The organism is Roseococcus sp. GW821-FHT12F05 (assembly GCF_058806835.1).
In genome coordinates, this window is the sequence record NZ_JBXAQB010000002.1 from 657,951 (window position 1) to 681,357 (window position 23,407).

Sequence of the window (23,407 nt, forward strand, 5' to 3'; positions counted from 1 at the left end):
ATGGCATCTCCGGGCCCCGACAAGCCGCGCTTCGGCGTGGTGGACCTCGGCTCCAACTCCGTCCGCCTCGTGGTCTACGAGGGGCTGCTGCGCAACCCGCATGCGATCTTCAACGAGAAGGCCGTGCTCGGCCTCGGCCGCGGGCTGCACACGACGGGAAGGCTGAACGAGGAGGCCTCGGCGCAGACGCTCACCGTGCTCGGCCGCTATCACGCGCTGGCGCGCGGCATGGGCGCCGATCCGGTGGAGGTGCTGGCCACCGCCGCGGTGCGCGACGCGACCAACGGCGCGGATTTCATGGAGGGGCTGGAATCCGTGATGCCGGGCTCGCGCATCTCGGTGCTCTCGGGCGACGAGGAGGCGCGGCTCTCGGCCGAGGGGCTGCTCATGGGCGTGCCGCTCGCCGACGGCGTGCTGGGCGACCTCGGCGGCGGCTCGCTGGAGCTGGTGAAGCTGTCGCGCGGCGAGATCGTCGAGACGGTGTCGCTGCCCATCGGCACCATCCGGCTGGCCGACCGCGCGGAGGGCGACATCGCCCGCGCGCGCGCCATCGCCGAGGCCGAGCTGAAGCGCGTGCCCTGGCTGGGCGCGGCGCCGCTGAAGGACCTCTTCCTGGTGGGCGGCACCTTCCGCGCGCTGGCGCGGATGCACATCGCGCAGACGGGCTATCCGCTGGCCATCGTCCACCACTACGCGATCCGCCGCGAGGAAGCGCGCGACCTCGCCGGCGTGGTGATGACGGCGCCTAGAAAATCGCTGGAGCGCATGCCCTCGGCGCCGACCAAGCGCGTCTCCGACCTGCCCTTCGCCGCCGTGGTGATGCGCCGGCTGCTGCGCGCCTCGGGCGCGGCGCGCGTGGTCTTCTCGGCCAACGGGCTGCGTGAGGGCTGGTACGGCCGCCGCCTGGACACGGCCGAGCGCGGCCGCGACCCGCTGCTCTCGGCCGCCATGGAGCTGGGCGAGCGGCTGGGCCGCGATCCCGGCCTGCCCTCGGCGCTGCTGCGCTGGACCGAGCCGCTGGCCGAGGAGGATGCCGACCCCTCGCTGCGCGCCGCCGCCTGCTGGATCAGCGACTCCGGATCGCGCGACCACCCGGAATACCGCGCGGAGCAGTCCTTTCTCCGGATCCTGCGGCTGCACGGGGTGGGGCTCGACCATCACGCCCGCGCCTTCCTCGCGCTGGTGGCGGCGCTGCGCTACGAGGCGGAGCCGGATTCGCCCTGGCTCATGCCGGCGCGGACTCTGCTCTCGGCGGCGACCATCCGCCGGGCGGAGGTGCTGGGGGCGGCGCTGCGGCTGGCCTACACGCTCTGCGGCGGCGTGCCGGCGCTGTTGGACGCGACCCTGCTGGAGCGGCGCGGGCGGCGGCTGGTGCTGAAGCTGCACCAGGGGGCGGGCGTCTTCGCCGGCGAGAGCGTGCTGCGGCGGCTGGAGTCGTTGGCGCTGGCGCTGGGGCTGGACCCGCTGCTTGAGGTGGATTGAGGAGGGCTCTGCCCTCCTCAAACTCCTCCCGCCAAAGGCCGAAAGGCCCTTGGAACCCATAACTTAAAACGTGTGACCTGATTTTGGGCAGCTTGCCGCGCCAAGCATCGGCGGGCTCTGCCAAAACCAGAATCCCTCCGCGACTTCATGCAAAATCGGCCACGAGCCGCCGCGAAAAGCTGGTCTGCTTCCCCTCGGGTCCGGAGGGAAAAGCATGGCGCTCGCGATGGAGGCTCTGCCGGGGGAATTCGCCTTCGACCCCGATAGCACCGCGCTCGTCGTCATCGACATGCAGCGCGATTTCCTGGAGCCAGGCGGCTTCGGCGCCGCGCTCGGCAATGACGTCTCGCTGCTCGGCCGCGCGATCGGCCCTTGCGGCGCGCTGCTCGAAGCCTGCCGTGCAGCCGGACTGCTCGTCATCCACACCCGCGAGGGCCATCGGCCCGATCTCACCGACTGCCCGCCCGCCAAGCTGAATCGCGCCCCTGAAGGCCTGCGCATCGGCGATCCCGGGCCGATGGGCCGCATCCTCATCCGCGGCGAGGCCGGCCACGACATCATCCCGGAGCTGGCGCCGCTGCCCGGCGAGGTCGTGCTGGACAAGCCCGGCAAGGGCGCCTTCTGCCAGACCGACCTGGAGCTGATCCTCCACAACCGCGGCATCGCGGCGCTGCTCGTCGCCGGCGTCACCACCGAGGTCTGCGTCAGCACCACCGTGCGCGAGGCCAACGACCGCGGCTTCCGCTGCGCCGTCATCTCCGACGCCTGCGCCTCCTACTTCCCGGATTTTCATGAATCCGCGCTCGCCATGATCCACGCCCAGGGCGGGATCTTCGGCTGGGTCGCGCCGTCCTCCGCCGCCATCGCCGCCCTCAGGAGCGTCCCATGAGCATCACCACCCGCCCCAAGCTCTGGACGCCGGGCGACTGGAACGCGCTCTTCGGCTTCGGCACCAACATCCTGGTGAACCTGCTGGTGCTGACGGGCCTGCTGCGCTTCGTCGTCGGCATGCCCGATGCCATCGTCTTCGGCCGCATCCTGCCCGCCGCGGGCCTGATGATGTTCCTCAGCACGGCCTACTACGCCTGGCTCGGCTGGCGACTCATGAAGAAGACCGGGCGCGACGACGTCTGCGCCCTGCCCTCCGGCATCTCCGTGCCGCACATGTTCATCGTCAGCCTCGTCATCATGCTGCCCATCGCGCAGACCACGGGCGACCCGATCAAGGGCTGGGAGGCCGGGCTCACCTGGGTCTTCGTGCAGTCCTTCGTGCTGATGCTCGGCGGCTTCGTGGCGCCCTGGATCCGCAGGGTGACGCCGCGGGCCGCGCTGCTCGGCACGCTGGCGGGCGTCTCCGTCACCTTCATCTCCATGCGCCCGGCGCTGGAGATGTTCATGACGCCCATCCTCGGGCTGACCTGCTTCGCGGTGATCCTGGTCGCCTGGTTCGGCGGCTTCCGCTACCCGCGCGACATCCCCGCGGGCCTCGTCGCCATCGCCTTCGGCCTCGTCATCGGCTGGATCGGCACGGCCTTCGGCTTCGGGCTGGGCGGCCTGGGGGTGGACCGGCTGGCCGGCTCCTTCTCGCAGATCGGGCTGTGGCTGCCGGTGCCGGCCATCGACCACGTCTTCGGCGGCTTCCAGTTCATCGCCATCATCCTGGTGACCGCGATCCCCTTCGGCATCTACGACCTCGTGGAAGCGATGGACAACGTGGAGAGCGCCGAGGCCGCGGGCGACCACTTTCCCACGACCCAGGTGCTGACGGCCGACGGCGTGGTCAGCCTGATCGGTTGCCTCATGGGCAACCCCTTCATCAACGCCGTCTACATCGGCCATCCCGGCTGGAAGGCGATGGGCGGGCGGATCGGCTATTCCTTCGCGACCGGTATCGCCGTGCTGGTCTTCACCTTCCTCGGCATCGCCTCGGTGCTGCTGGCGCTGATCCCCGTCGTCGCGATCGCGCCCATCCTGCTCTACATCGGCATGCTGATCGGCGCGCAGGCCTTCCAGGAGGTGCCGAAGAGCCACGCGCCGGCCGTGGTCCTGGCGCTGACGCCGCACCTCGCCGCCTGGGCCAAGACGCTGATCGACGGCGCGCTGGGCGCCGCCGGCACCAGCGCGCAGGCCGTCGGCATGGACAAGCTGATCGGCATGGGCGTGCTCTATCCGGGGCTGGAGGTGATGGGCGAGGGCGCGATCCTTTCGGGCCTGGTGCTGGCGGCCATCGCCGTCTTCGTGGTGGAGCAGGACTTCATCAAGGCAGCCTATTTCGCCGGGTCCGGCGCGGTCATGACCTTCTTCGGGCTGATGCACGGGCCGGCCGTGGGCTTCGCCGTCACGCCCGGCCTGGCGCTCGCCTATGCTGTCGTGGCCGGCTTCCTCGTGGCCTGCGCGCGGCGCGACGAGCTGAAGGCCCGGGCGCTCAGCGCCTTAGCGCGAGCGCGCCCGCCACAAGCCCCGCCACCATGACGGCGCAGAGCATCTCGTCGGCCTGCAGGTCGAGCAGGACGCCCACGCACCAGCTTGCCAGCGGCAGGAGCGCGAGGCGCAGCAGCCGGCCGTCCTCCTGCTCCTCGCGGGGCCGGGCGGGCTTGGGCGGCGGCAGCCGGATCGGCTCGGCGTCGTAGGGCCCGAGGGCATCCAGCGCCATGTGCTCCGCCGCGATGAGGTTCGGGCGCCGCTCGGGCGCGGGGCGCATGGTCTCCGGGGATGTGGTGCGGTTTTCCATGCGGAGGTTATCCGCCCGCGGGCCGGCCGGCGGCCAATCCGTGCTTCCTCTGCCGGAGAGAGGTCCCGCCTATCGGGCACCCCCTGGCTCCCGGGAGAATGATTCACGGCGCCGGCTTCAGCGTACGGCGAAATGCGCCAGCAGCGCCGAGAGCGTGACGACGGACAGCACCGTCGAGACCAGCACCGCGGCGCCCGAGGTGTCCGTCCCCGTCGCGTAGCGCCGCGCCAGCAGGAAGGCATTGGCCCCCGTCGGCATCGCGGCCGCGACCACCGCCACGGCCAGCTCCATGGGCGAGAGCTCCATCGTCCGCCCGATCGCCCAGACGAGGAGCGGCAGCACCGCCAGCTTCAGCAGGACGGTGGCGCCCGTCTGCTTCCAGCCCGCCGCCATGTTGAAGCCCCTGAGGCTGCCGCCCAGGCAGAAGAGCGCGACCGGCGCCAGGGCCGAGCCGAACATCTGCAGCGTGGCGCGCACCGGCCCCGGCACCGGCAGCTGCAGCGTGCTCCAGATCAGCGCGGCGGTGACCGCCATGAAGACCGGGTTCCGCGCCATGCCGCCGAGCGTGGCCAGGAACAGGCGAAGCGGTGCCGCCTTCTCGTTGTGCGCGACCTCCGCCACCACCGTGGCGACGCCCAGCACCAGCATCGAGTGCAGCGCGAGGATGGCGATCAGGACCGACAGCCCCTCCTGCCCGAAGCTCGCGAGGATGAGCGGGATGCCCATCATGACCGTGTTGCCGTAGCTGGCATCGAGCGCGAGCATGCCGTTCGCGCCCAGCGGCAGCCCAGCGAGCCGCCCCCCGATCAGCGTCCCCGCATAGAGCACGCCGATGCCGAGGAAGAAGGCCAGCGCAGCCGCGCCGCCGCCCTGGTGGCCGGCCGTGCCGCTGGCGAAGAGCAGGGACGGCGCGGCCAGGGTGAAGGCGAAGCTGTTGAGGCCGCGGAAGCCGGCCGCGTCGATCCAGTTCCGGAAGGCGGCGAGATAGCCCGCGAGGATGATGGCGAAGATCGGCGCCACCACCTGCAGGACGACGAGGGCGGCGTCCTTCATGCCCTCAGACGCCGGGCGCGCGCTCCGCGCGCTTGGCTTCGCCGCGCCGCTGGTGCGCCAGGCCGGAAGGTGGAATGGGCGGCGCCGGCCGCGGTCGCGGCCGGATATTCGCTGTGGGCATCGATCCTGCCTGGCCTTCTCACTCGCGGAGCAGGCGGGCGACGAAGTCCCCGAGCCAGGGCTGCCGCGCCCGCTCGCCGCGCGCGGCGTGCAGGATGGTCCGCACGGCCTGGGCCGTCTCCTGGAAATCCTCGTTCACCAGGACGTGGTCGAACTCGTCCCAATGACGGATCTCGTCGCGGGCGGCCTCCATGCGGCGGGCGATCTCCTCCTCGCTGTCCTGCCCGCGGCCGTGCAGGCGCCGCTCCAGCTCCCGGACCGACGGGGGAAGGAGGAAGACGCCGACGACGTCCTGCGGCATCGCCTTCCGCAGCAGGCGGTGGCCCTGCCACTCGATGTCGAAGAGCACGTCCCGGCCGGCGGCCAGTGCCTCCTCCACCGGCGCGCGCGGCGTGCCGTAGGAGCGGCCGAGGAAGGTCGCGTGCTCGAGGAAGCCGCCGGCGGCGGCCATCGCGGCGAAGGCGTCCTGCGTCTTGAAGAAGTAGTGCACGCCCTCCTGCTCGCCGGGGCGCGGCGCGCGGGTGGTGGCGCTGATGGAGAGCGAGAGGTCGGGCTCGGTCCTCAGCAGCTCGCGCGAGATGCTGGTCTTGCCCACGCCGGGCGCCGCGGACAGCACGAGGCAGACGCCGCGCCTTGCGTGCGTCGGGTCACTCGACATTCGCGGCCTGCTCCCGGAGCCGCTCGATGGCGGCCTTCAGATCGAGACCGATGCGCGTCAGCGCCACGCTGGCCGATTTGGAGCAGAGCGTGTTCGCCTCGCGCACGAATTCCTGCACGAGGAAGTCGAGCTTGCGGCCGGCCCCCTCGCCCTCGGCGACCAGCATGCGGGCGGCATCGAGATGCGCCGACAGCCGGTCCAGCTCCTCGCGCACGTCGGATCTGGCGGCGAGCAGCGCCACCTCCTGCGCCAGCCGCTCCTCCGGGAAGCGGGCGCGGCCGGCCTCGCCGAGCAGGCCGGCGAGCGTCTCGGAGAGGCGGGCCTGCTGCGCGGCCGGCTGGTTCGCCGCCTCCGCGCCGGCGGCCGCGCAGAGCGCCTCGATCTCGTCCAGCAGCGCGGACAGGATGGCGGCGAGGCGATCGCCCTCGGCCGCGCGCGAATCCCACAAGGTGGCCAGCCCGCGCTGGAAGGCGGCGAGCAGCACGCCGCGCCGCGCCTCCTCCTCGGTCTCGTTGAGCTCCGCCTGCTCGGCGCGCATCACGCCGGGCAGCGCCAGCAAGGCCTCGGCCCGCGGCGGCGCGGCGCCGGGGATGCGGGCGGCGAGGCCGGTGGCCAGTTCCAGGGCGCGCTCCAGCGCGGCCGGATCGGGCAGCATCGGCGCGCGCCCCTCGCTGCGCAGCGCAAGCCCGATCTGCACGTTGCCGCGCTTGAGCCGCTTCGCCGCCGCATCGCGCGCGGGCGCCTCCAGCGCGTCGAGCCCCGGGGGCAGGCGGAAGCGCAGCTCGAGGCCGCGGCCGTTCACGCTCTTCATCTCCCAGGCATAGGCGGCGCCGTCGGCGAGGGTTCCGGCTTCCCGCGCGAAGCCCGTCATGCTGCATAGGCGCTTGCTCATGCGGGGTTTCTCCCGCGCCCTCGCGAAGGAGTCCAGGGATGCGCTGGCCGAATGTGTTGATCACCGGCGCCTCCTCCGGCATCGGCACGGCGCTGGCCGAGGCCTGTGCGGCGCCGGGCGTCACGCTGCATCTCTCCGCGCGGACCACGGCGCGGCTGGAGGCCGTGGCCGAGGCCTGCCGCGCGAAGGGCGCCGAGGTGCGCGCAGTCGCCGCAGATGTGCGCGACGCGGCGGCCATGGCCGAGTGGATCGGCGGCGCCGGGCGGCTCGACCTCGTCATCGCCAATGCCGGCGTCGGCGCGGGGACGGGCGATTCCTGGGAATCGGCGGAGGATTGCCGCGCGGTCTTCGAGACCAACCTGACGGGCGTGCTCAACACGGCGCTGCCGGCCATCGCGGCCATGGCGGCGCAGGAACCGGGCGCCGACGGGCTGCGCGGCCGCATCGCCGTGATCGCCTCCATCGCGGCCTTCGTCGCCGCGCCCAGCACGCCCGCCTACAGCGCCAGCAAGTCGGCGGCCCAGCGCTGGACGGAGGCTCGCGACGGCACGGAACGCAAGCGCGGCATCCGGATGCATTCGGTCAATCCTGGCTTCGTGCGCACGCCGATGACGGCGGTGAACGAGTTTCCGATGCCCTTCCTGATGGAGCCCGAAGAGGCGGCACGGCGCACGCTGGACGGGATCGCGGCGGGGCGGCTGCGCATCGTCTATCCACGGCGGCTCTACGCGCTCGCGCGCATCGTCGGCGCACTGCCGCCTGGCTGGCGCAACCGGCTGCTGATGATGGCGCCGCCCAAGCCGCAGTCTCAGAAGAGGTAGCGGAGCCTCACCGTCCCCGCGACCTCTTGGACGCGGCCGGAAAGCTCGCTGTCCACCCGCGCCCCCAGGGTCCAGCGCGGCGCGATCTCCGTCTCCAGCCCCGCCGCGAGGATCGCGCTGTCCGCATCCGGGCGCGCGCCCTGCACCACGAAGCCCTGCCCCGGGAAGGCCTGCAGCGCCGTCACCGAGCTCTGCTCGCGCATCAGGTAGTGGCCCCAGGCCACCCGCCCGAAGCCCCGCACGACGCGCGTCCCCACCGGCACCGTGCCCTCGGCCTGGAAGCCCAGCTCGGTCCGCACCGTGCTGTTGGTCGACCCGGCCACCGTCACGCCCATCGGCGTGCCCGGGGCGGAGCTGCGCTCGGAGTAGCCGTCGCTGTCCACCACCTGCGCCTGGACCGCCAGGAGCGGCTGGAAGGAGATGCCCGCGCGCCGGACGCCGTCATGCCGTCCCTCCAGCCGGAAGGAGTAGACGCGGGCATCGTGGCTCGCCCGCTGCTCGGCATTGTTCAGGAAGTACTGGGTGCGCTTCGTGTCCGTCTCCAGGAAGGAGACCGCCGCGGCACCCTCCAGCGTCAGGCCGCCCATCCGCGTATCCAGCCGCGTCCGCCCGAAGACGCCGACCTGGCCCGTCCAGGAATTGGCGCGGCCGAGGCCGCCCGAGAGCGACGCGCTGGTCTCGCCGGCGCCGGCCGCGACGCCCACCATCGACTGCGCGCCGAGCGCGATGTCGAGACCGAGCGCGAAGCCCGCGCCGCGCGCCGAGCGCGTGGCCGAGCCCGCGCCATCCTCGCCGGCGACCCGCGAATAGCCGCCCGTCGCCTGGCCCCACATGGAATAGCGCGGCCGCGGGGCCGCGTCGTCGCCGTCGGCCGAGCCGTTGGCCGCGATGCGGCTGCCCATCAGCGCGTCCCGGCCATAGCTGAAGGGGTTCAGCATCGAGGACAGGAACTGCTGGCCCGCGATCAGGCCCATGCCCGTCGTGGTGGTGCCCACCTCGCCCGAGAGCTGGTTCACGGCATGACCGATCTGCTGCGCCGGCGCGTTGTACACGTTGAAGAAGGAGGAGAGGTCCCCACCCGCCGCACGGGCCGTGTCCAGCGCGCCGGCCACGCCGCGCAGGTTCGCCGGCAGGAAGCCCACGAGGCCAGGGGGAGAGGGCGAGGGTGAAGTCGGGCCCGGCGTCGGCACGAGCTGCGCCGGCGCCAGGGTCAGGTTCACCGCATCAGCGGTGTAGCCGACCTCGCTCATGACGCCCGCGCCGAAGCTGCCCTGCGTGCTCACCGCGGCAAAGCTGCCGCTGCGGCCCCCCTGGGCCGAGATCAGCGTATAGGGCGTGTTGAAGGCGTAGCTGCCGCCGAGCGGGATGAGCCTGAGCGTGCCGCCGAGGTTCGCCGCGCCGGAGACGTTGATCCGGTCCGCCGTGCCGCCCTGCACCTCGATCGCCACCGTCGAGCCGGGCGCCAGGGTCAGGTTGCCGGCGACGGCCGCGGTGCCCACGGAATTGCCGGGCGCGAAGGTGCCGCCGGGCTGGATCGCGACATTCGGCAGCGTGCCGGTGCCGGCGAGCGTCGCGCCGGACATCACCGTGACGCCGGAGGATCTCGCGATCGAACCCGTCACCGACAGAGTGCCGGCTGCCACCGTCGTGGCGCCCGTGTAGGTGTTCAGACCGGATAGGGTCAGTGTGCCCGTGCCGATCTGGCTCACCTGACCGGGGCCACTGATCACGCCGCCATAGGTCATATCGTCGGAACGGTAGAACGCCACGGTTCCGTTGACGCCGATATCACCCGCGATGCTGCCGGACGTGCCGCCATCCCCTATCCTCAGAATGCTCTCATCCTGGAAGGCTGAGGGGGGCCGCGGAAAAGTATTGAGCCAGGCCGCGTTGGTGCCGACATAGGTCCCGCCGCTGTGGGTCGCCGTCCCCGTGAAAGTCAGCTCCCCGCCGCCGAAGACATAGACGCTTCCCTGGCCACTGATGTTGCCGGCGTAGGATCCCACGGTCCCCCATTGATAGAACGAGACCCGGCTGTTGGCGCCGAGCGTCAGGTTCCCCGCCAGCCGGCCGGCGGCACCCTGGGTGCTCCCGACATTCAGAGTGGCCCGATTGCCCAGGACGACGCCGCCCCCGAAGGCATGGTCACCGACGAGCGAGGTGTCGCTCATCTGCCCCAGCGTCAGGCTTCCGCCGATCGACGTCGTGCCCTGGAAAGAGAAAATCAGGCGGTCGTTCACGGCGATTGAGCCGGACCCGGTGATCGTCCCGTTGAAAGTGCCCGAAGCGGGAGACGTCCCGGTCTAGGGTGAAAAGATCGTGAGGGTACCCTCGTTGATCACGTTTCCCGCCAGGGGCATTGCCGCCAAGGATGCCCCCGGCGCGATATAGATGCTGCCCTGCCTGATACTCCCGGTCCGCAAGTCGCCGCTCTCGACGCGCAGCGCGCCGGAGCCCGTGATGTTGCCGAGGAAGCCGTCGTAGGTATCCAGGGTTGTCGACCCTGTGCCCCAGCCCTCGTAGGTGAAGCCGGGGCCGCTGTAGGAATCGCTGCGGTTGAACACCAGTGTGCCGTTGTTGACGGCCGATCCCGTATAGGCCGTTTCCACTCCATTCGCGATGCTGAGCGTCCTGACGATCCCACCGGGCAGCGTGCCGCTCGTCCCGCCATCGCCCACGCGCAGCGTGGCGCCGGCGGCAATGGTCGTCGTCCCCGTGTAGGTGTTCGATCCGGTCAGCGTCAGCGTACCCGGACCGGACACCTGCACATCGCCGTTGCCGCTGATCGCGCCGGCATAGGTCACCGCATCGGCGCGGTTGAAGATCACGGTGCCGAAACTGGCGATGTCGCCGGTCACGCTCCCGGTGGTTCCGCCGTTACCGATCCGGAGGACCGATCCGCTGGGAGAAGCGAAAGGCACGTCCACATTGCCGTGCGACAGGTCGAAGGGGCTGAAGCCGACCGAGATGCCGTTGGAGACATTCCCGGTCAGGGTGACATCGGCCCCGTTCCCGGCCATGAAATCGATGTTGCCGAGCACGAACAGCCGTCCGGTGCCGCTCATCTCGCCGCCGAAGACGCCTCCCCCAAGGCCCACGGCCAGCCAGTTGGAGCCGAGCGTCACTTGCGACCCCGCCGCGCCGTTCAGCCCTCCGATCGAGACGTTGCCGGAATCGATGGTGACCGCTGCGCCGCTGTCGAGGATCGCGGTCGTCGCCGCATCGGGCACCTGTCCGGTGGACCAGTTGCCCGGCGTGTTGAAATTCCCGTCCACCGCCCCCGTCCAGGTCGCGTCCTGCGCCAGGGCCGGCGCGGAGATGCCGAGTGCCGTTCCGATCAGCGAAGCAAGGCGAAGTCGAGAAAAAGTCCTGGACGTCATTGGCGGCCGCACCTCTTTGAAACGATGTTAACAAGCCGCCTTCCGCCATTCCAGACGTGCGCATGAAATGGCCGCGCCGTTCGACGGTGGTTGCTGTTCGGCCATCCCCCGCCCGTGCTTGACGCCGCGCCCGCGCGGGCCGATTCACCCGGAAGTCAATTCCGGGAGAACGCCATGAACCTGCCCCGCCGCCTCGCGCTGTCCCTGCCTCTCCTGGCCGCGCCGGCCCTCGCCCGGGCGCAGGCCTACCCCACCCGCCCGATCCGCGTGATCGTGCCCTTCGCCGCCGGCGGCGCGGCCGACAGCGCCACGCGCGCCATCACCCCCCGCATGGGCGAGCGGCTGGGCCAGCCGCTGGTGGTCGAGAACCGCACCGGCGCGGGCGGCTCGGTCGGCGGCGGCGAGGTCGCGCGCTCGGCGCCCGACGGGCAGACGCTGCTGATGGACGCCTCCAGCCATCTCGTGAACCCGTCCCTGCTGCGCGGCCTGACCTTCGACTACGCGACCGCCTTCGCCCCCATCACCCAGGCCGTGACCTTCCCGCAGGTCCTGGCCGTGAAGGCCGACCTGCCGGCACGGACGCTGCCGGAGTTCATCGCGCTGGCGCGCCGGCAGCCGCTCAACATCGGCACCCAGGGCAATGCGACGGCGGGGCATCTCGGCCTCGTGCAGTTCGGCCTGGCGGCAGGGATCGAGCTGACCCACGTGCCCTATCGCGGCGGCGCCGATGCGGCGCGCGACCTCGCGGCCGGCACGCTGGACGGCTGCTTCATCACCATGCTCTCGGCCGGGCCGATCGTGGACAGCGGGCGGGCGCGCTTCATCGCGGTCTCCGCGCCGCAGCGCGTGCCGCTGCGCCCGGAGATTCCGACCTTCGCCGAGTTGGGCACGCCGGGCATCGAGATCAGCGAATGGGCCTCGCTCTTCGCTCCGGCCGGGACCCCGGCGCCAATCCTGGAGAAGCTGCACAAGGCGGTCAGCGAGACGCTGGCCGAGGAGCCGGTGAAGGCGCGCCTCGCGCAGCTCGCGGCCGTACCGGTCGGCAATACGCCCGTGGAATTTGCCCGCTATGTCCGCGAGGGCCGCGCCGCCATGGCCGAGCTGGTCCGCACCGCGAACATCCGCGTTGATTAGACGCGCGCTGCTCGCAGTGCTGACGGCGCTGCCGGCCGCGGCGCAGGAGCCGGACATCCAGGCCGTCATCGGCCAGCCCGTCCTCGCTCTGGCGCAGCGACCCGAGATGACGGGCATGCTGCGCTTCGCCACGGGAGGATACCGCACCGCCCTCGCTGCCCGGCTGCGCGACCCCGGGCCGCCCGTGGCGCTCGCCGAGGGCCGCTATCTCCATGGCCATGGCTGCCTGCCGACGGGCTGCCGGGAGGGCGGCGCCTTCCTCGCCTATGATCTCCGCGAGGAGCGGGTCTTCCTGCTGCTGCTGGAGGAGGGCCGCGTCCGCCTCTCCGTGCCGCCGAACCCGCGCGACTGGCCGGCGGCGCTGCGGCCGGCCCTGGTGCCGTTCAGCCCCGCCCTGAGCGAGGCCATCGGCCCGCGCTGAGGGCCGCGCTCACCTCCAGGCATTCTCCAGGGCGTCCGGCGCTTCCGCCGGACTTGGATCGCCGGAGGCCGGCTCGACAATGATCATGTCGCCGAGCCCCCGCACCGGATGAAACGAGAAGCGCGTGCCTCTCAGCGTGGCGGAGCGGATGCCTCTGGAAGGGCCTTCCATCAGCCTCTGCCATAAGGCCGTCAGCTCTCGCGGCTCGCTGTTCGGCTCGAACAGGACCGCCAGCAGCTGTGCCGCCATGGCGAACTCGAAGGTCTGGCTCCTGGCCTGGTCGGGGCGGGCTCCCTCCGCGTCGAGGATGCTGACGTCGCGGAGCGTCGCGCGATCGGGGCTGGACACCAGCCCGCCCACCAAGAACCGGCCGAAGCGAAGCTCGCAGTCGGATTTGCGCTCGCTCACCCAACAGATCTCTTCGGTCACGCGCATGCTGATGCGATGCCGGGCCGCAACATTGTTGAAATGCCCGACAAATTCTCTCGAATGCATATTCCATCCGGGATTGGGATATCGTGACCAATTCATGGTGGCTGGTTGCTGAGCCATTGCCGGCATCATCAGAAGCATGACGAATACGGAAATGATCGACCGTCTCATTGCCCGCTCCTCTTCCGGCCACACCCTGACAGTATAGTATACTTTTGGCCAGACGGAGTGCAGCCGCGCCGGCCACGGAAGCCCTGATCGGCCTGGAATGGGGATCAGCCTCGTGGGCGCAACAGGAATTCCCGGATGGCGGGGTCTTCCGAGAGCCCCGCGGCACGATGCCGGGCCGCCCGTGCCGCCGCCGCCTCGCCCAGGCGGTCCAGCGCGTGCGCCCGCACCGCCCACCAGGGCTGGTAGTCCCCCAGCCGCGGCGCCAGCGCGTCGAGCTCGGCCAGCGCGGCCGCCGTATGGCCGGCCTCGACCATCGCGGCCGCCCGCGCCACCAGCACGCCGGCGGCGGGCGAGAGCTGCGCCAGCAGGTCGTAGAGCACCAGCAGCTCGGCCGGGCGCGGACGGCCCTCCAGCCGCGCGCCGCAATGCAGCGACTGGATCGCCGCCTCCAGCTGGTAGCGGCCCAGCACCGCCTCCCGGGAGGCGGCGCGCAGCAGCGCCTCCGCCTCCTCTTGCATCGGGCGCGACCAGCGGGACGGATCCTGCTCCGAGAGCGGCACGAAGCGCCCGGCCGCGTCGCGCCGGGCCGGCCGCCGCGCCTCGGCATGGAGCATGAGCGCCAGCAGGCCCTTGGGCTGAGGCGCCTCGGGCAGCAGCGCCACCACCAGCCGGGCGAGCCAGATCGCCTCGCCCACCAGCCCCGGTGCGCCCTGCCCGTCCGCGAGCAGGTCCGACCAGCCGGTGCCATAGGCCGCGTAGATCGCGTCCAGCACCGCCTCCAACCGCGGCGGCAGGGCGGCGGCGTCCGGAAGCTCGAAGCGGATGCCGGCGTCGCGGATGCGCGCCTTAGCGCGGACCAGCCGCTGCGCCATCGCCGCGGGAGAGGCCAGGAAGCAGGCCGCGATCCGTGCGGAATCCAGCCCCAGCACGGTCTGCAGCATCAGCGGCGCCTGGGCCGCGCGGTCGATCGGGGGATGGGCACAGACCAGCAGGAGCTGGAGGCGGCGGTCGGGAATCTCCTCCGGCGCCGTCTGGATGCCCGCGAGCAGGGTCAGGGCCGGCTCGGCCGCGCGTCGGACCTTCTGGTGGCGTGCGGCATGGCCGAGGTGCCGGCGGGCCGCGACCAGCAGCCAGGCTTCGGGACGATCCGGAACGCCCGTCCTCGGCCAATGCTCCAGCGCGGCGCGAAAGGCCTCGGCCAGCGCGTCCTCCGCGCCGGCCACATCGCGCGAGCGGGCGGCGAGGATCGCCACGAGGCGGCCATAGGCCCCCCGCGCCGCATGCCCGGCCGCGCGCGCGGCCTCCGTCACCGCGGCGGCGGCGGCATCACCGGGCGGATCTCCACCGCGCCGGTCGAGATGACCGGGCAGCGCGCGGCCCATTCCAGTGCCGCGTCGAGATCCGGCAGCTCGAGGATCACGAAGCCGCCGAGCTGCTCCTTGCTGTCGGCGAAGGGGCCGTCCTGCACCTCGCGCGCGCCGTCGCGCACGCGCAGCGTGGTGGCCAGGGAGGTGGGCTCGAGGCCCGCGCCGGCCTGCACGATGCCGGCCTGGTACATGGCGCCGATATAGGCGGTCCAGGCGCCCATGTAGGAGGCGGCGGTCGCAGGATCCTTGCGTTGGGCGAAGTCGTCCGGCGATTCGGCGAAGAGGAGGGCGTATTGCATCGGCTGGGTCTCCGTGGGCGAGGGATCATTCCCTCGCAGACATGAGCCGCGCCAGCCCTCGTCTTCGACAGCGCCCGCGAAAAACAGTCAGCGGCCCTGCAGCAGCGACCGGCTCGGCTCCAGCCGCGACTTGTCCTTTGACAGGACATAGAGCTGGCCATGCAGGAAGGCGTTCATGACCGCCTCCTTGATGTCGCCGTCGTTCTTCGCGAGGCCGGTGGGCGAGGCACCCTGCGGCCGCTTGTTCGCCACGCCGATCCTGAGCCCCACGCTGTTGTTGTGGATGTCCATCCGCGAGGCCAGCGAGCCCTCGCTAGGTCCGAACTCGTGCGACATCACCACGCGCATCGCGTCATTGTAGGCGAGCTGGCTGGCCAGCAGCGCCGACCAGCAGCAATGGCGCAGCGCATCGGCCGGGCCGTCGTTGCGGCTGGCCTTGGCGGTGGCGTCGGCCTGCTCGGGGGTCAGCTCGGCGGTGAAGGCATAGGAGACCGACCAGGACCAGCGCTCCGCCTCTTCCTTGGCCTCTTTCAGGACGAAGGCCTGGCCCGGATTGGCGGAGACGATGTCGCGCACCGTGTCCTTCTCGAAGTCGTTCATCCGGTTCCAGATGTCGAACTTGCTCTTGAGGTCGTCGTAGAAACCCATGGCTCTTTCCCGTTTGTGGCGGGGGCGTCTCTGCCAGGGCGGCGGCAATGTTAGCAACGTAAATATTGTCGCGTCTGTAACCAAAAAGGGCGGGAAGCCATGCTCCCCGCCCTTCCTGAATCTCCCGGAATGGAAGCTGGCTTACGCCGCCTCCTGCTCCTCGGTGGCCTCGGCCTTCGGCCCGCTGTCGAGGCCCTTGGCGGCCACGTCGCGCTCCACCAGCTCGATCACGGCCATTGCCGCGGCATCGCCGTAGCGGAAGCCGGCCTTGAGCACACGGGTGTAGCCGCCCTGCCGCGCCTTGTAGCGATCGGCGATGGTGGTGAAGAGCTTGTCCACCACCTTCTCGTCCATGATCACCGAATAGGCCTGCCGGCGCGCATGCAGCCCGCCGCGCTTGGCGAGGGTGATGATGCGCTCGACATAGGGGCGCAGCTCCTTCGCCTTGGGCAGCGTGGTCGTGATCTGCTCGTGCTTGAGCAGGCTCGTCGCCATGTTGCGGAACATCGCCGCGCGATGGGTGGACGTGACGTTGAGCTTCCGCCCAGAAACACCGTGACGCATAGTCTTATCTCCTGGCCGAACTTACAGCGGCTGATCAGAACGGCTCTTCGATCTTCTTCGCCAGGTCCTCGATGTTCTCGGGCGGCCAGCCGGTGATCGGCATACCCAGCGAGAGGCCCATCGAGGCCAGCACTTCCTTGATTTCGTTCAGCGACTTGCGGCCGAAATTCGGCGTCCGCAGCATCTCCTGCTCACTCTTCTGAACGAGGTCGCCGATATAGACGATGTTGTCGTTCTTCAGGCAGTTCGCGGAGCGGACGGACAGCTCCAGCTCGTCCACCTTGCGCAGCAGGTTGCGGTTGAAGGGCAGGTCGTCCTGCACCTCGTCGCGCACCTTCTCGCGCGGCTCCTCGAAGGTCACGAAGAGCGACAGCTGATCCTGCAGGATGCGGGCGGCGAGCGCCACGGCATCCTCGGGCGCCACCGTGCCGTTGGTCTCCAGCGAGAGCACCAGGCGGTCGTAGTCGGTCACCTGGCCCACGCGGGTCGGCTCGACGCGGTAGGAGACCTTGCGGACCGGCGAGTAGATCGCATCGACCGGGATCTGGCCGATCGGCGCGTCCTCGGCGCGGTTCATCGAGGCCGGCACATAGCCGCGGCCGACCTGCACCGTGAGCTCCATGGAGAGCTTGGCGCCGTCGTCCAGCGTGCAGATGACCAATTCAGGGTTGGCGATCTCGATGTCGCCCGTCGTCTGGATCTGGGCCGCCGTCACCTCGCCCGGGCCGGTCGCCGTGAGCAGCAGGCGCTTGGTGCCCTCGCCCTGGTAGCGGATGGCCAGCTGCTTGAGGTTGAGGATGATGTCGGTCACATCCTCGCGCGCGCCGGTGAGGCTGCTGAACTCATGCAGCACGCCGTCGATCTTCACGCCCGTGACGGCCGCGCCCTGGAGCGAGGACAGCAGAATGCGGCGCAGCGCATTGCCGAGCGTCTGGCCGAAGCCGCGCTCGAGCGGCTCGGCCACCAGCGTCGCCTGACGCAGATCCGTGCTGCCCGACTCGACCTGCAGCTTCTCGGGCTTGATCAGTGATTGCCAGTTGCGTTCGAGCAAGTGCGTCTCTCCTGGAGCGGACCCGCCCGGTGCTTGGAACCGGGACGGGGAGATGCTCGCGATACAGAAATCCGGCGGCCGGCGGGCCGCCTTGGGAATCAGACCCGCCGGCGCTTGCGCGGGCGGCAGCCATTGTGGGGGATCGGGGTCACGTCGCGGATGGCGGTCACGTGGAAGCCCACGGTCTGCAGCGCGCGCAGCGCCGACTCGCGGCCCGAGCCGGGGCCCGAGACCATCACCTCGACGGTCTCCATGCCATGCTCGCGCGCCTTCATGCCCGCATCCTCGGCGGCCATCTGCGCGGCATAGGGCGTGCTCTTGCGGCTGCCCTTGAAGCCCTTGGATCCCGAGGACGACCAGGCGATGGAATTGCCCTGAGCGTCCGTGATGGTCACGATCGTGTTGTTGAAGGTCGCGAGAACATGCGCCACGCCGGAGCTGATGTTCTTGCGCTCCTTCTTGCGGGGGCGGTTCGAGGCGTTGGGGGGACGGGCCATCTTACTTCGTCACCTTCTTCTTGCCGGCAATGGCCACGGCCTTGCCCTTGCGCGTGCGCGCATTGGTGTGCGTGCGCTGACCGCGGACCGGCAGGCCACGGCGATGACGGAGGCCGCGGTAGCAGGCCATGTCCATCAGGCGCTTGATGTTCATCGCAACTTCACGGCGGAGGTCACCCTCGACGCGGTAGTCACGATCGATCAGCTCGCGGAGCTTCATCACCTCGTCGTCGGTGAGCTGGTTCACGCGCCGCTCGGCCGGGATGCCGACCTGCTCGCAGATCTGCTCGGCGTTCTTCGGGCCGATGCCATAGATATAGCGCAGCGAGATCACCACGCGCTTGTTGGTGGGGATGTTCACGCCAGCGATGCGCGCCACTGTCCAGCTCCTGCGGGCCTGAGGGCCCCGTCCAAATGGTTACCGCTCCGCCGAAATCCGGCGCCGCGGCGATACTTCCTGATCGAGCAAAGCAGAACACGGCCGAAGCATGCCCTGGCACGCCGCGTCCGTGAGAGGCGGGGACATAGGCCCAACCCCTCCCTTCCGTCAAGCACCCGAGGTCAGAATCCTCTCCAAATCCGCCGTCACGGCGGACATTTCCGCCATGCCGTCGACGCTGCGCAGCTTGCCCTGCGCCTCGTAGTAGGGCAGCAGCGGCGCCGTCTGCCGGTGATAGGCAGCCAGCCGGGCCCCCACCGTCTCGGCCTTGTCGTCGGCGCGCCGCGTGAATTCCGTGCTGCCGCAGACGTCGCAGACGCCCGGCACCTTCGGCTGCTTGAAGACGTCGTGGTAGCCCTCGCCGCACTTTGCGCAGGTGTAACGGCCCGAGATGCGCTCCACCATCTTCGCGTCGTCGACCTTGAGCTCGATCACGTGGTCGAGCACCAGGCCCTTCTCGCGCAGCATGGCGTCGAGCGCCTCGGCCTGCGGAGTCGTCCGGGGAAAGCCGTCCAGGATGAAGCCCTTCGCGGCGTCCGGCTGCTGCACGCGGGCGGCCAGCATGGCGGTGATCACCGAGTCGGGGATCAGCTCGCCGCGCTCCATGATCGCCTTCGCCTCCTGGCCGATGGCCGAGCCCGACTTCACCTCGGCGCGCAGCATGTCGCCGGTGGAGATCTGCACCAGGCCGAAGCGCTCCTCGAGCCGCTTGGCCTGGGTTCCCTTGCCCGCGCCCGGAGGGCCCAGGAGAATGAGGTTCATCGTCATCCCCCGTTACCGCGTCCGCGGGCCACGGCCGCCGAGGCGGGCCTTCTTGATCAGCCCCTCGTACTGGTGGGCGAAGAGATGGGACTGGACCTGGGCCACCGTATCCATGGTCACGGTCACGATGATCAGCAGCGAGGTGCCGCCGAAGTAGAAGGGCACGCCGTAGTTCGAGATCAGGATCTCGGGGATGATGCAGACGACGACGAGGTAGGCCGCGCCCAGCACCGTCAGCCGGGTCAGCACGCGGTCCAGATAGTCGGCCGTCTGCTGGCCGGGGCGGATGCCGGGCACGAAGCCGCCGTACTTCTTCAGGTTGTCCGCCGTCTCGGCCGGGTTGAACACCACCGCCGTGTAGAAGAAGGAGAAGAAGACGATGAGCGCGATGTAGAGCGCCATGTAGAGCGGCTGCCCGTGCGCCAGCATGTTCGCGATGGTCTGCAGCCAGGTGTCGGCCGTGCGGTCGGTCGAGAAGCCCGCGACCGTCGCCGGAAGCAGCAGCAGCGAGGAGGCGAAGATCGGCGGGATCACGCCCGAGGTGTTCAGCTTCAGCGGCAGGTGAGTGTTCTCGCCGCCGAACATGCGGTTGCCCACCTGGCGCTTGGGGTACTGCACCGGGATTCGCCGCTGCGCCCGTTCCATGAAGACCACGAAGACGATGGTGCCCACCGCGGCCGTCAGGAAGAAGATGATGAAGAAGGTGGAGAGCGCGCCCGTCCGCCCCAGCTCCAGCGTGGAAATCAGTGCCGAGGGCAGGTTCGCCACGATGCCCGCGAAAATGATCAGCGAGATGCCGTTGCCCACGCCGCGCGCGGTGATCTGCTCGCCCAGCCACATCAGGAACATCGTCCCGCCGACCAGGGTGATGGTGGTGGAGATGCGGAAGAGCATGCCGGGATCGACCACCGCCGGACCCGAATTGCCGCGGATCGCCTCCAGCCCCACGCCGATGCTGTAGGCCTGCACGATGGCGATGAGCAGCGTCAGGTAGCGCGTGTACTGGTTGAGCTTCTTGCGCCCGCTGTCGCCCTCCTTCTTGAGGGCCTCCCAGCTCGGGATCGCCGCCGTCATCAGCTGCACGATGATGCTGGCCGAGATGTAGGGCATGATGTTGAGCGCAAGCACCGTCATGCGCCCCAGCGCGCCGCCGGTGAACATGTCGAACATGCCGAGGATGCCGCCGCCGTGCTGGCGCAGCATCTCGCCCATCACGGCGGCATCGACGCCCGGCACCGGCACATAGGTGCCGATCCGGTAGACGATGAGCGCGCCGAGCGTGAACCAGATGCGGTTCTTGAGCTCCGTCGCCTTGGCGAGGACGCCGAAGTTGAGGCTGTTGCCAAGCTGATCGGTGGCCGAGGCCATGCGTCTATCCTTCTCCGGGCGTCACGCGCCCGGGCCTATGGATAATGCCCGGGGGCGCCACGTTCCAGAGCGGACAGACGCCCGGCGCACGGAATTACTCCGCGGCAGCTTCCGCCGCCGGGAGCGTCACCTTGCCGCCGGCCGCCTCGATGGCCGCGATCGCCGTCGCCGAGGCGCCGGAGACCGTGATGTCGACCGCGCGCTTGATCTCGCCGTTGCCCAGCAGCCGGACGCCGACGAACTTCTTGCTCGTGCGCACCACGCCGGCGTCCCGCAGGACCGCCTCGGTGACGGGTTCGCCGGCCTTCAGCTTGCCCTCCTCGAACGCCTTCTCCAGCGTGCCGAGGTTGATCGTGGCGTACTGGATCCGGAAGATGTTCTTGAACCCGCGCTTCGGCAGGCGCCGATAGATCGGGAGCTGACCACCTTCGAAGCCGTTCAGCGACACGCCGGTCCGGGCCTTCTGGCCCTTCACGCCGCGGCCGGACGTCTTGCCCTTGCCCGAGCCGATGCCGCGACCGATGCGCTTGAACTTCGGCCGCGCGCCCTCGTTGTCACGCAATTCGTTGAGCTTCATGACCATGTCCTTCGGAGGTCCGACCGCAGCGCGGTCAGCCCTCCACCTTCACGAGATGCGCGACCTTGCGGATCATCCCGCGCACCGCGGGCGTATCCTCCAGCTCGCGGGAGCGGTTGATCTTGTTCAGGCCGAGACCGACCAGCGTCGCCTGCTGGCCCGGCTTCTTGCCGTTGCCCGAGGCGACCTGCGTCACGCGGACCGTCTGCTTGCTGTCAGCCATTGGTGGCCACCTCCGCGGTCTCGACGGCGCCGTCCTTGCGCGGGCCGAGCAGGTCGGAGACCTTCTTGCCGCGCCGGTTCGCCACCGCGCGCGGGCTGCTGGCCCGCGTCAGGGCGGCGAAGGTCGCCTTCACCATGTTGTGCGGGTTGGTCGAGCCGGTGCACTTCGCCACGACGTCGCCCATGCCCAGCGTCTCGAAGACGGCGCGCATCGGGCCGCCGGCGATGATGCCCGTGCCGGCCGGAGCCGAGCGCAGCACCACCTTGCCGGCGCCGAACTCGCCGATCACGTCGTGATGCAGCGTGCGGCTCTCACGCATCGGCACGCGGATCATGCCCTTCTTGGCACGCTCCGTCGCCTTGCGGATCGCCTCGGGCACCTCGCGGGCCTTGCCGCTGCCCCAGCCCACGCGGCCCTTCTGGTCACCCACGACCACGAGGGCGGCGAAGCTGAAGCGGCGACCGCCCTTCACCACCTTGGCCACGCGGTTGATCGTGACCAGCTTGTCCTGCAGCTCGTCGCCGCCGTCCCTCTCGGGCTGCGGGCCACGGTTCTGGTCGCGGTCGCGGCCGCGGCCCCGACCCCGGTTCTCGCCTTCGCCGCCACTGCGCGGTTCACGTGCCATAATCGATCTCCCCGCGGCTCAGAAGGAGAGGCCGCCCTCGCGGGCAGCCTCCGCCAGAGCCTTGACGCGGCCATGATAGAGGAAGGGCCCGCGGTCGAAGACGACCGCGCTGACGCCGGCGGCAATCGCGCGCTCGGCCACCAGCTTGCCCACGGTGGTCGCCGCGTCCTTGTCGGCGCCCGTCTTGAGCTCGCCGCGCAGGTCCTTCTCGAGCGTCGAGGCGGCCGCGACCGTGCGGCCCGCCACGTCGTCGATGACCTGGGCGTAGATGTGGCGCCCGGAGCGGAACACCGAAAGCCGCGGGCGACCGGCGCCCTTGACCTTCAGCTGGTAGCGCAGACGAGCCCGGCGGCGCTGCCGCAATGCGATCTTGTCGGCCATTACTTCTTCTTCCCCTCCTTCCGGAGGATGGTCTCGTTGTCGTACTTCACGCCCTTGCCCTTATAGGGCTCGGGGCCGCGATAGGCACGGATCTCGGCGGCGACCTGGCCGACCTTCTGCTTGTCCGTCCCCTCGACCTTGATCGAGGTGGGCTTCTCGCAGGTGATCTTGATGCCGGCCGGCTGGGGATAGCGGATCTCGTGGCTGTAACCGAGGTTCAGCACGAGGTCGTTGCCCTGCATCGCGGCGCGGTAGCCGGTGCCGGTGATCTCCATCGACTTCACGAAGCCGGTCGAGACGCCCGTCACCATGCCGTTCACCAGGCTGCGGGTCGTGCCCCAGAGGGTGCGGCTGCGCGTGTCGGAGCCGCGCGGCGAGACCGCGACCTCCTTCTCGCGCACGTCGACATCGACGGCATCCGTCAGGTCGAGCCGAAGCTCGCCGAGCTTGCCCTTGGCCACCAGCGTGCGGCCGGCCAGGGAGACCTGGACGCCCGCGGGAATGGGGACCGGATATTTACCAACGCGTGACATATCGGACCCCCTATCAGAACACGCGGCAGAGGACTTCGCCGCCAACATTGGCAGCGCGGGCCTCGGTGTCGCTCATCACGCCGCGGGGCGTGGACAGGATCTGGATGCCGAGGCCGTTGTAGAACTTCGGCAGCTCCTTGATCTTGGAGTAGACGCGGCGCCCAGGCTTGGACACGCGCGCGATCTCCTTGATGGCGGGCTCGCCCTCGGAATACTTCAGCTCGATCTCGATCTGGCTGATGCCGGCGCGCAGCTCCTCCACGCGCCAGGCGCGGATATAGCCCTCGCGCTTCAGGACGTCGAGCACGTCGGTCTTCAGGCGGCTGGCGGGCGCGACGCAGCGCGTCTGCCGGGCGCCATGCGCGTTGCGGATGCGGGTGAGCAGGTCGCCCAACGGGTCGGACATGGACATGTGCCGGGCTCCTTACCAGCTCGCCTTGACCACACCGGGGAGCTGGCCCTTGTTGGCCAGGTCCCGCAGCATGTTGCGGCAGAGCTTGAACTTCCGGTAGTTGCCGCGCGGGCGACCGGTGATCTCGCAACGCAGGCGGACGCGGATCTTCGCGCCGTTGCGCGGCATCTGCGCGAGCTTGAGGCTCGCCTCGAAGCGGTCCTCGATGGGCGCCTCGCGGTCCATCACGGTCGACTTCAGGGCAGCGCGCTTCTTCGCATGCTGCGCCGAGAGCTTCTCGCGGTGCTTGTTCTTCTCGACGGAAGAGGTCTTGGCCATTTGGTCTATGGTCCTCCGGAACCTGCCGGCCTACCCAGGAAGTCAGGG

The 23,407-nt window shown here is 70.2% G+C and carries 29 protein-coding genes; 6 read left to right on the forward strand and 23 right to left on the reverse strand.

Annotation, left to right across the window (positions count from 1 at the left end; all coding sequences use genetic code 11):
• The 3 genes from AC1ROY_RS07945 to AC1ROY_RS07955 all read left to right on the forward strand — a co-directional run bounded on the left by AC1ROY_RS07945 (position 1) and on the right by AC1ROY_RS07955 (position 3,954).
• On the forward strand, positions 1-1,482 hold the full coding sequence (locus AC1ROY_RS07945) for a Ppx/GppA phosphatase family protein (RefSeq protein WP_493148187.1): 1,482 nt from the start codon (positions 1-3) through the stop codon (positions 1,480-1,482).
• 214 nt (positions 1,483-1,696) lie between these two features.
• Positions 1,697-2,371, forward strand: coding sequence for a cysteine hydrolase family protein (locus tag AC1ROY_RS07950; RefSeq protein WP_493148189.1), 675 nt, complete (start codon positions 1,697-1,699; stop codon positions 2,369-2,371).
• A complete protein-coding gene (locus AC1ROY_RS07955) occupies positions 2,368-3,954 on the forward strand; it encodes a hypothetical protein (RefSeq protein ID WP_493148190.1) in 1,587 nt (528 codons plus the stop codon). Before AC1ROY_RS07950 ends, AC1ROY_RS07955 begins: the two co-directional genes overlap by 4 nt.
• Here AC1ROY_RS07955 and AC1ROY_RS07960 read toward each other — a convergent pair.
• The 4 genes from AC1ROY_RS07960 to AC1ROY_RS07975 all read right to left on the reverse strand — a co-directional run bounded on the left by AC1ROY_RS07960 (position 3,908) and on the right by AC1ROY_RS07975 (position 6,936).
• Positions 3,908-4,213 carry a hypothetical protein gene (locus AC1ROY_RS07960; RefSeq protein ID WP_493148192.1) on the reverse strand — a complete coding sequence of 102 codons (306 nt, stop codon included), beginning with the start codon at positions 4,211-4,213 and terminating at the stop codon, positions 3,908-3,910. The genes AC1ROY_RS07955 and AC1ROY_RS07960 overlap by 47 nt on opposite strands.
• A gap of 117 nt (positions 4,214-4,330) precedes the next feature.
• A complete protein-coding gene (locus AC1ROY_RS07965; protein ID WP_493148194.1) occupies positions 4,331-5,266 on the reverse strand; it encodes an AEC family transporter in 936 nt (311 codons plus the stop codon).
• Positions 5,267-5,405: 139 nt separating this feature from the next.
• Positions 5,406-6,044 carry a guanylate kinase gene (gmk, locus tag AC1ROY_RS07970; RefSeq protein WP_493148196.1) on the reverse strand — a complete coding sequence of 213 codons (639 nt, stop codon included), beginning with the start codon at positions 6,042-6,044 and terminating at the stop codon, positions 5,406-5,408.
• The gene (locus tag AC1ROY_RS07975; RefSeq protein ID WP_493148197.1) at positions 6,034-6,936 is read right to left on the reverse strand and encodes a YicC/YloC family endoribonuclease; all 903 of its coding nucleotides are present in this window, start codon (positions 6,934-6,936) and stop codon (positions 6,034-6,036) included. Before AC1ROY_RS07975 ends, gmk begins: the two co-directional genes overlap by 11 nt.
• 38 nt (positions 6,937-6,974) lie before the next feature.
• Between AC1ROY_RS07975 and AC1ROY_RS07980 the strand changes: the two genes are divergently transcribed.
• A complete protein-coding gene (locus tag AC1ROY_RS07980; RefSeq protein WP_493148200.1) occupies positions 6,975-7,757 on the forward strand; it encodes an SDR family NAD(P)-dependent oxidoreductase in 783 nt (260 codons plus the stop codon).
• On the opposite strand, the gene AC1ROY_RS07985 is transcribed toward AC1ROY_RS07980, so the two are convergent.
• Both AC1ROY_RS07985 and AC1ROY_RS07990 read right to left on the reverse strand, forming a co-directional pair.
• On the reverse strand, positions 7,745-9,997 hold the full coding sequence (locus AC1ROY_RS07985; protein WP_493148202.1) for an autotransporter outer membrane beta-barrel domain-containing protein: 2,253 nt from the start codon (positions 9,995-9,997) through the stop codon (positions 7,745-7,747). The two genes, AC1ROY_RS07980 and AC1ROY_RS07985, sit on opposite strands and share 13 nt — an antisense overlap.
• Before the next feature lie 63 nt (positions 9,998-10,060).
• Entirely contained in the window at positions 10,061-11,137 is a 1,077-nt protein-coding gene (locus AC1ROY_RS07990; RefSeq protein ID WP_493148203.1) for an autotransporter-associated beta strand repeat-containing protein, read from the reverse strand.
• 174 nt (positions 11,138-11,311) lie between these two features.
• Here AC1ROY_RS07990 and AC1ROY_RS07995 point away from each other — a divergent pair, with 174 nt between their 5' ends.
• Both AC1ROY_RS07995 and AC1ROY_RS08000 read left to right on the forward strand, forming a co-directional pair.
• Complete coding sequence (locus AC1ROY_RS07995) at positions 11,312-12,271, forward strand: Bug family tripartite tricarboxylate transporter substrate binding protein (protein WP_493148205.1); 960 nt, start codon at positions 11,312-11,314, stop codon at positions 12,269-12,271.
• The gene (locus AC1ROY_RS08000; protein WP_493148207.1) at positions 12,264-12,692 is read left to right on the forward strand and encodes an Ivy family c-type lysozyme inhibitor; all 429 of its coding nucleotides are present in this window, start codon (positions 12,264-12,266) and stop codon (positions 12,690-12,692) included. The genes AC1ROY_RS07995 and AC1ROY_RS08000 overlap by 8 nt, the downstream gene beginning before the upstream one ends.
• Positions 12,693-12,701: 9 nt before the next feature.
• Here AC1ROY_RS08000 and AC1ROY_RS08005 read toward each other — a convergent pair whose 3' ends face one another.
• The 17 genes from AC1ROY_RS08005 to rpsN form a co-directional block, all read right to left on the reverse strand.
• Complete coding sequence (locus AC1ROY_RS08005) at positions 12,702-13,295, reverse strand: hypothetical protein (RefSeq protein WP_493148208.1); 594 nt, start codon at positions 13,293-13,295, stop codon at positions 12,702-12,704.
• A 104-nt stretch (positions 13,296-13,399) separates the two neighbouring features.
• The gene (locus AC1ROY_RS08010; RefSeq protein ID WP_493148210.1) at positions 13,400-14,677 is read right to left on the reverse strand and encodes an RNA polymerase sigma factor; all 1,278 of its coding nucleotides are present in this window, start codon (positions 14,675-14,677) and stop codon (positions 13,400-13,402) included.
• On the reverse strand, positions 14,602-14,961 hold the full coding sequence (locus AC1ROY_RS08015) for a YciI family protein (RefSeq protein ID WP_493148212.1): 360 nt from the start codon (positions 14,959-14,961) through the stop codon (positions 14,602-14,604). The genes AC1ROY_RS08010 and AC1ROY_RS08015 overlap by 76 nt, the downstream gene beginning before the upstream one ends.
• Before the next feature lie 87 nt (positions 14,962-15,048).
• Positions 15,049-15,609 (reverse strand): DUF6973 domain-containing protein, encoded by a 561-nt coding sequence (locus AC1ROY_RS08020; protein WP_493148213.1) that lies wholly within the window; start codon positions 15,607-15,609, stop codon positions 15,049-15,051.
• 141 nt (positions 15,610-15,750) lie between these two features.
• Positions 15,751-16,173 (reverse strand): 50S ribosomal protein L17, encoded by a 423-nt coding sequence (gene rplQ, locus AC1ROY_RS08025; RefSeq protein WP_493148215.1) that lies wholly within the window; start codon positions 16,171-16,173, stop codon positions 15,751-15,753.
• A gap of 34 nt (positions 16,174-16,207) precedes the next feature.
• A complete protein-coding gene (locus AC1ROY_RS08030; RefSeq protein WP_493148216.1) occupies positions 16,208-17,224 on the reverse strand; it encodes a DNA-directed RNA polymerase subunit alpha in 1,017 nt (338 codons plus the stop codon).
• A gap of 98 nt (positions 17,225-17,322) precedes the next feature.
• Positions 17,323-17,721, reverse strand: a complete 399-nt coding sequence (gene rpsK, locus AC1ROY_RS08035; protein ID WP_421989468.1) for a 30S ribosomal protein S11 — start codon at positions 17,719-17,721, stop codon at positions 17,323-17,325.
• 1 nt (position 17,722) lies between these two features.
• Entirely contained in the window at positions 17,723-18,100 is a 378-nt protein-coding gene (gene rpsM, locus AC1ROY_RS08040; RefSeq protein ID WP_493148219.1) for a 30S ribosomal protein S13, read from the reverse strand.
• Between the two features lie 168 nt (positions 18,101-18,268).
• Positions 18,269-18,922 (reverse strand): adenylate kinase, encoded by a 654-nt coding sequence (locus AC1ROY_RS08045; protein WP_493148220.1) that lies wholly within the window; start codon positions 18,920-18,922, stop codon positions 18,269-18,271.
• 12 nt (positions 18,923-18,934) lie between these two features.
• Positions 18,935-20,290, reverse strand: coding sequence for a preprotein translocase subunit SecY (gene secY, locus AC1ROY_RS08050; protein ID WP_493148222.1), 1,356 nt, complete (start codon positions 20,288-20,290; stop codon positions 18,935-18,937).
• A gap of 94 nt (positions 20,291-20,384) precedes the next feature.
• Positions 20,385-20,867 carry a 50S ribosomal protein L15 gene (gene rplO / locus AC1ROY_RS08055; protein ID WP_493148224.1) on the reverse strand — a complete coding sequence of 161 codons (483 nt, stop codon included), beginning with the start codon at positions 20,865-20,867 and terminating at the stop codon, positions 20,385-20,387.
• A gap of 34 nt (positions 20,868-20,901) precedes the next feature.
• On the reverse strand, positions 20,902-21,090 hold the full coding sequence (rpmD, locus tag AC1ROY_RS08060; protein WP_493148225.1) for a 50S ribosomal protein L30: 189 nt from the start codon (positions 21,088-21,090) through the stop codon (positions 20,902-20,904).
• Complete coding sequence (rpsE, locus tag AC1ROY_RS08065) at positions 21,083-21,715, reverse strand: 30S ribosomal protein S5 (RefSeq protein WP_493148227.1); 633 nt, start codon at positions 21,713-21,715, stop codon at positions 21,083-21,085. Before rpsE ends, rpmD begins: the two co-directional genes overlap by 8 nt.
• 18 nt (positions 21,716-21,733) lie before the next feature.
• Positions 21,734-22,096, reverse strand: a complete 363-nt coding sequence (gene rplR, locus AC1ROY_RS08070) for a 50S ribosomal protein L18 (protein ID WP_421989481.1) — start codon at positions 22,094-22,096, stop codon at positions 21,734-21,736.
• A complete protein-coding gene (gene rplF, locus AC1ROY_RS08075) occupies positions 22,096-22,629 on the reverse strand; it encodes a 50S ribosomal protein L6 (RefSeq protein ID WP_493148229.1) in 534 nt (177 codons plus the stop codon). Before rplF ends, rplR begins: the two co-directional genes overlap by 1 nt.
• Positions 22,630-22,642: 13 nt before the next feature.
• Complete coding sequence (gene rpsH / locus AC1ROY_RS08080; RefSeq protein WP_493148230.1) at positions 22,643-23,041, reverse strand: 30S ribosomal protein S8; 399 nt, start codon at positions 23,039-23,041, stop codon at positions 22,643-22,645.
• 12 nt (positions 23,042-23,053) lie between these two features.
• Positions 23,054-23,359, reverse strand: coding sequence for a 30S ribosomal protein S14 (rpsN, locus tag AC1ROY_RS08085; protein WP_493148231.1), 306 nt, complete (start codon positions 23,357-23,359; stop codon positions 23,054-23,056).
• Positions 23,360-23,407: the final 48 nt, after the last annotated feature.

What these genes read in the sequence shown, in the direction of transcription:
- AC1ROY_RS07945 (WP_493148187.1), top strand. Translation starts at nt 1, where the DNA reads ATGGCATCTCCGGGCCCCGACAAGCCGCGCTTCGGCGTGGTGGACCTC.
- AC1ROY_RS07950 (WP_493148189.1), top strand. Translation starts at nt 1,697, where the DNA reads ATGGCGCTCGCGATGGAGGCTCTGCCGGGGGAATTCGCCTTCGACCCC.
- AC1ROY_RS07955 (WP_493148190.1), top strand. Translation starts at nt 2,368, where the DNA reads ATGAGCATCACCACCCGCCCCAAGCTCTGGACGCCGGGCGACTGGAAC.
- AC1ROY_RS07960 (WP_493148192.1), bottom strand. Translation starts at nt 4,213, where the DNA reads ATGGAAAACCGCACCACATCCCCGGAGACCATGCGCCCCGCGCCCGAG.
- AC1ROY_RS07965 (WP_493148194.1), bottom strand. Translation starts at nt 5,266, where the DNA reads ATGAAGGACGCCGCCCTCGTCGTCCTGCAGGTGGTGGCGCCGATCTTC.
- gmk (WP_493148196.1), bottom strand. Translation starts at nt 6,044, where the DNA reads ATGTCGAGTGACCCGACGCACGCAAGGCGCGGCGTCTGCCTCGTGCTG.
- AC1ROY_RS07975 (WP_493148197.1), bottom strand. Translation starts at nt 6,936, where the DNA reads ATGAGCAAGCGCCTATGCAGCATGACGGGCTTCGCGCGGGAAGCCGGA.
- AC1ROY_RS07980 (WP_493148200.1), top strand. Translation starts at nt 6,975, where the DNA reads ATGCGCTGGCCGAATGTGTTGATCACCGGCGCCTCCTCCGGCATCGGC.
- AC1ROY_RS07990 (WP_493148203.1), bottom strand. Translation starts at nt 11,137, where the DNA reads ATGACGTCCAGGACTTTTTCTCGACTTCGCCTTGCTTCGCTGATCGGA.
- AC1ROY_RS07995 (WP_493148205.1), top strand. Translation starts at nt 11,312, where the DNA reads ATGAACCTGCCCCGCCGCCTCGCGCTGTCCCTGCCTCTCCTGGCCGCG.
- AC1ROY_RS08005 (WP_493148208.1), bottom strand. Translation starts at nt 13,295, where the DNA reads ATGAGACGGTCGATCATTTCCGTATTCGTCATGCTTCTGATGATGCCG.
- AC1ROY_RS08010 (WP_493148210.1), bottom strand. Translation starts at nt 14,677, where the DNA reads ATGGGCCGCGCGCTGCCCGGTCATCTCGACCGGCGCGGTGGAGATCCG.
- AC1ROY_RS08015 (WP_493148212.1), bottom strand. Translation starts at nt 14,961, where the DNA reads ATGCAATACGCCCTCCTCTTCGCCGAATCGCCGGACGACTTCGCCCAA.
- AC1ROY_RS08020 (WP_493148213.1), bottom strand. Translation starts at nt 15,609, where the DNA reads ATGGGTTTCTACGACGACCTCAAGAGCAAGTTCGACATCTGGAACCGG.
- rplQ (WP_493148215.1), bottom strand. Translation starts at nt 16,173, where the DNA reads ATGCGTCACGGTGTTTCTGGGCGGAAGCTCAACGTCACGTCCACCCAT.
- rpsK (WP_421989468.1), bottom strand. Translation starts at nt 17,721, where the DNA reads ATGGCCCGTCCCCCCAACGCCTCGAACCGCCCCCGCAAGAAGGAGCGC.
- AC1ROY_RS08045 (WP_493148220.1), bottom strand. Translation starts at nt 18,922, where the DNA reads ATGAACCTCATTCTCCTGGGCCCTCCGGGCGCGGGCAAGGGAACCCAG.
- secY (WP_493148222.1), bottom strand. Translation starts at nt 20,290, where the DNA reads ATGGCCTCGGCCACCGATCAGCTTGGCAACAGCCTCAACTTCGGCGTC.
- rplO (WP_493148224.1), bottom strand. Translation starts at nt 20,867, where the DNA reads ATGAAGCTCAACGAATTGCGTGACAACGAGGGCGCGCGGCCGAAGTTC.
- rpmD (WP_493148225.1), bottom strand. Translation starts at nt 21,090, where the DNA reads ATGGCTGACAGCAAGCAGACGGTCCGCGTGACGCAGGTCGCCTCGGGC.
- rpsE (WP_493148227.1), bottom strand. Translation starts at nt 21,715, where the DNA reads ATGGCACGTGAACCGCGCAGTGGCGGCGAAGGCGAGAACCGGGGTCGG.
- rplR (WP_421989481.1), bottom strand. Translation starts at nt 22,096, where the DNA reads ATGGCCGACAAGATCGCATTGCGGCAGCGCCGCCGGGCTCGTCTGCGC.
- rplF (WP_493148229.1), bottom strand. Translation starts at nt 22,629, where the DNA reads ATGTCACGCGTTGGTAAATATCCGGTCCCCATTCCCGCGGGCGTCCAG.
- rpsH (WP_493148230.1), bottom strand. Translation starts at nt 23,041, where the DNA reads ATGTCCATGTCCGACCCGTTGGGCGACCTGCTCACCCGCATCCGCAAC.
- rpsN (WP_493148231.1), bottom strand. Translation starts at nt 23,359, where the DNA reads ATGGCCAAGACCTCTTCCGTCGAGAAGAACAAGCACCGCGAGAAGCTC.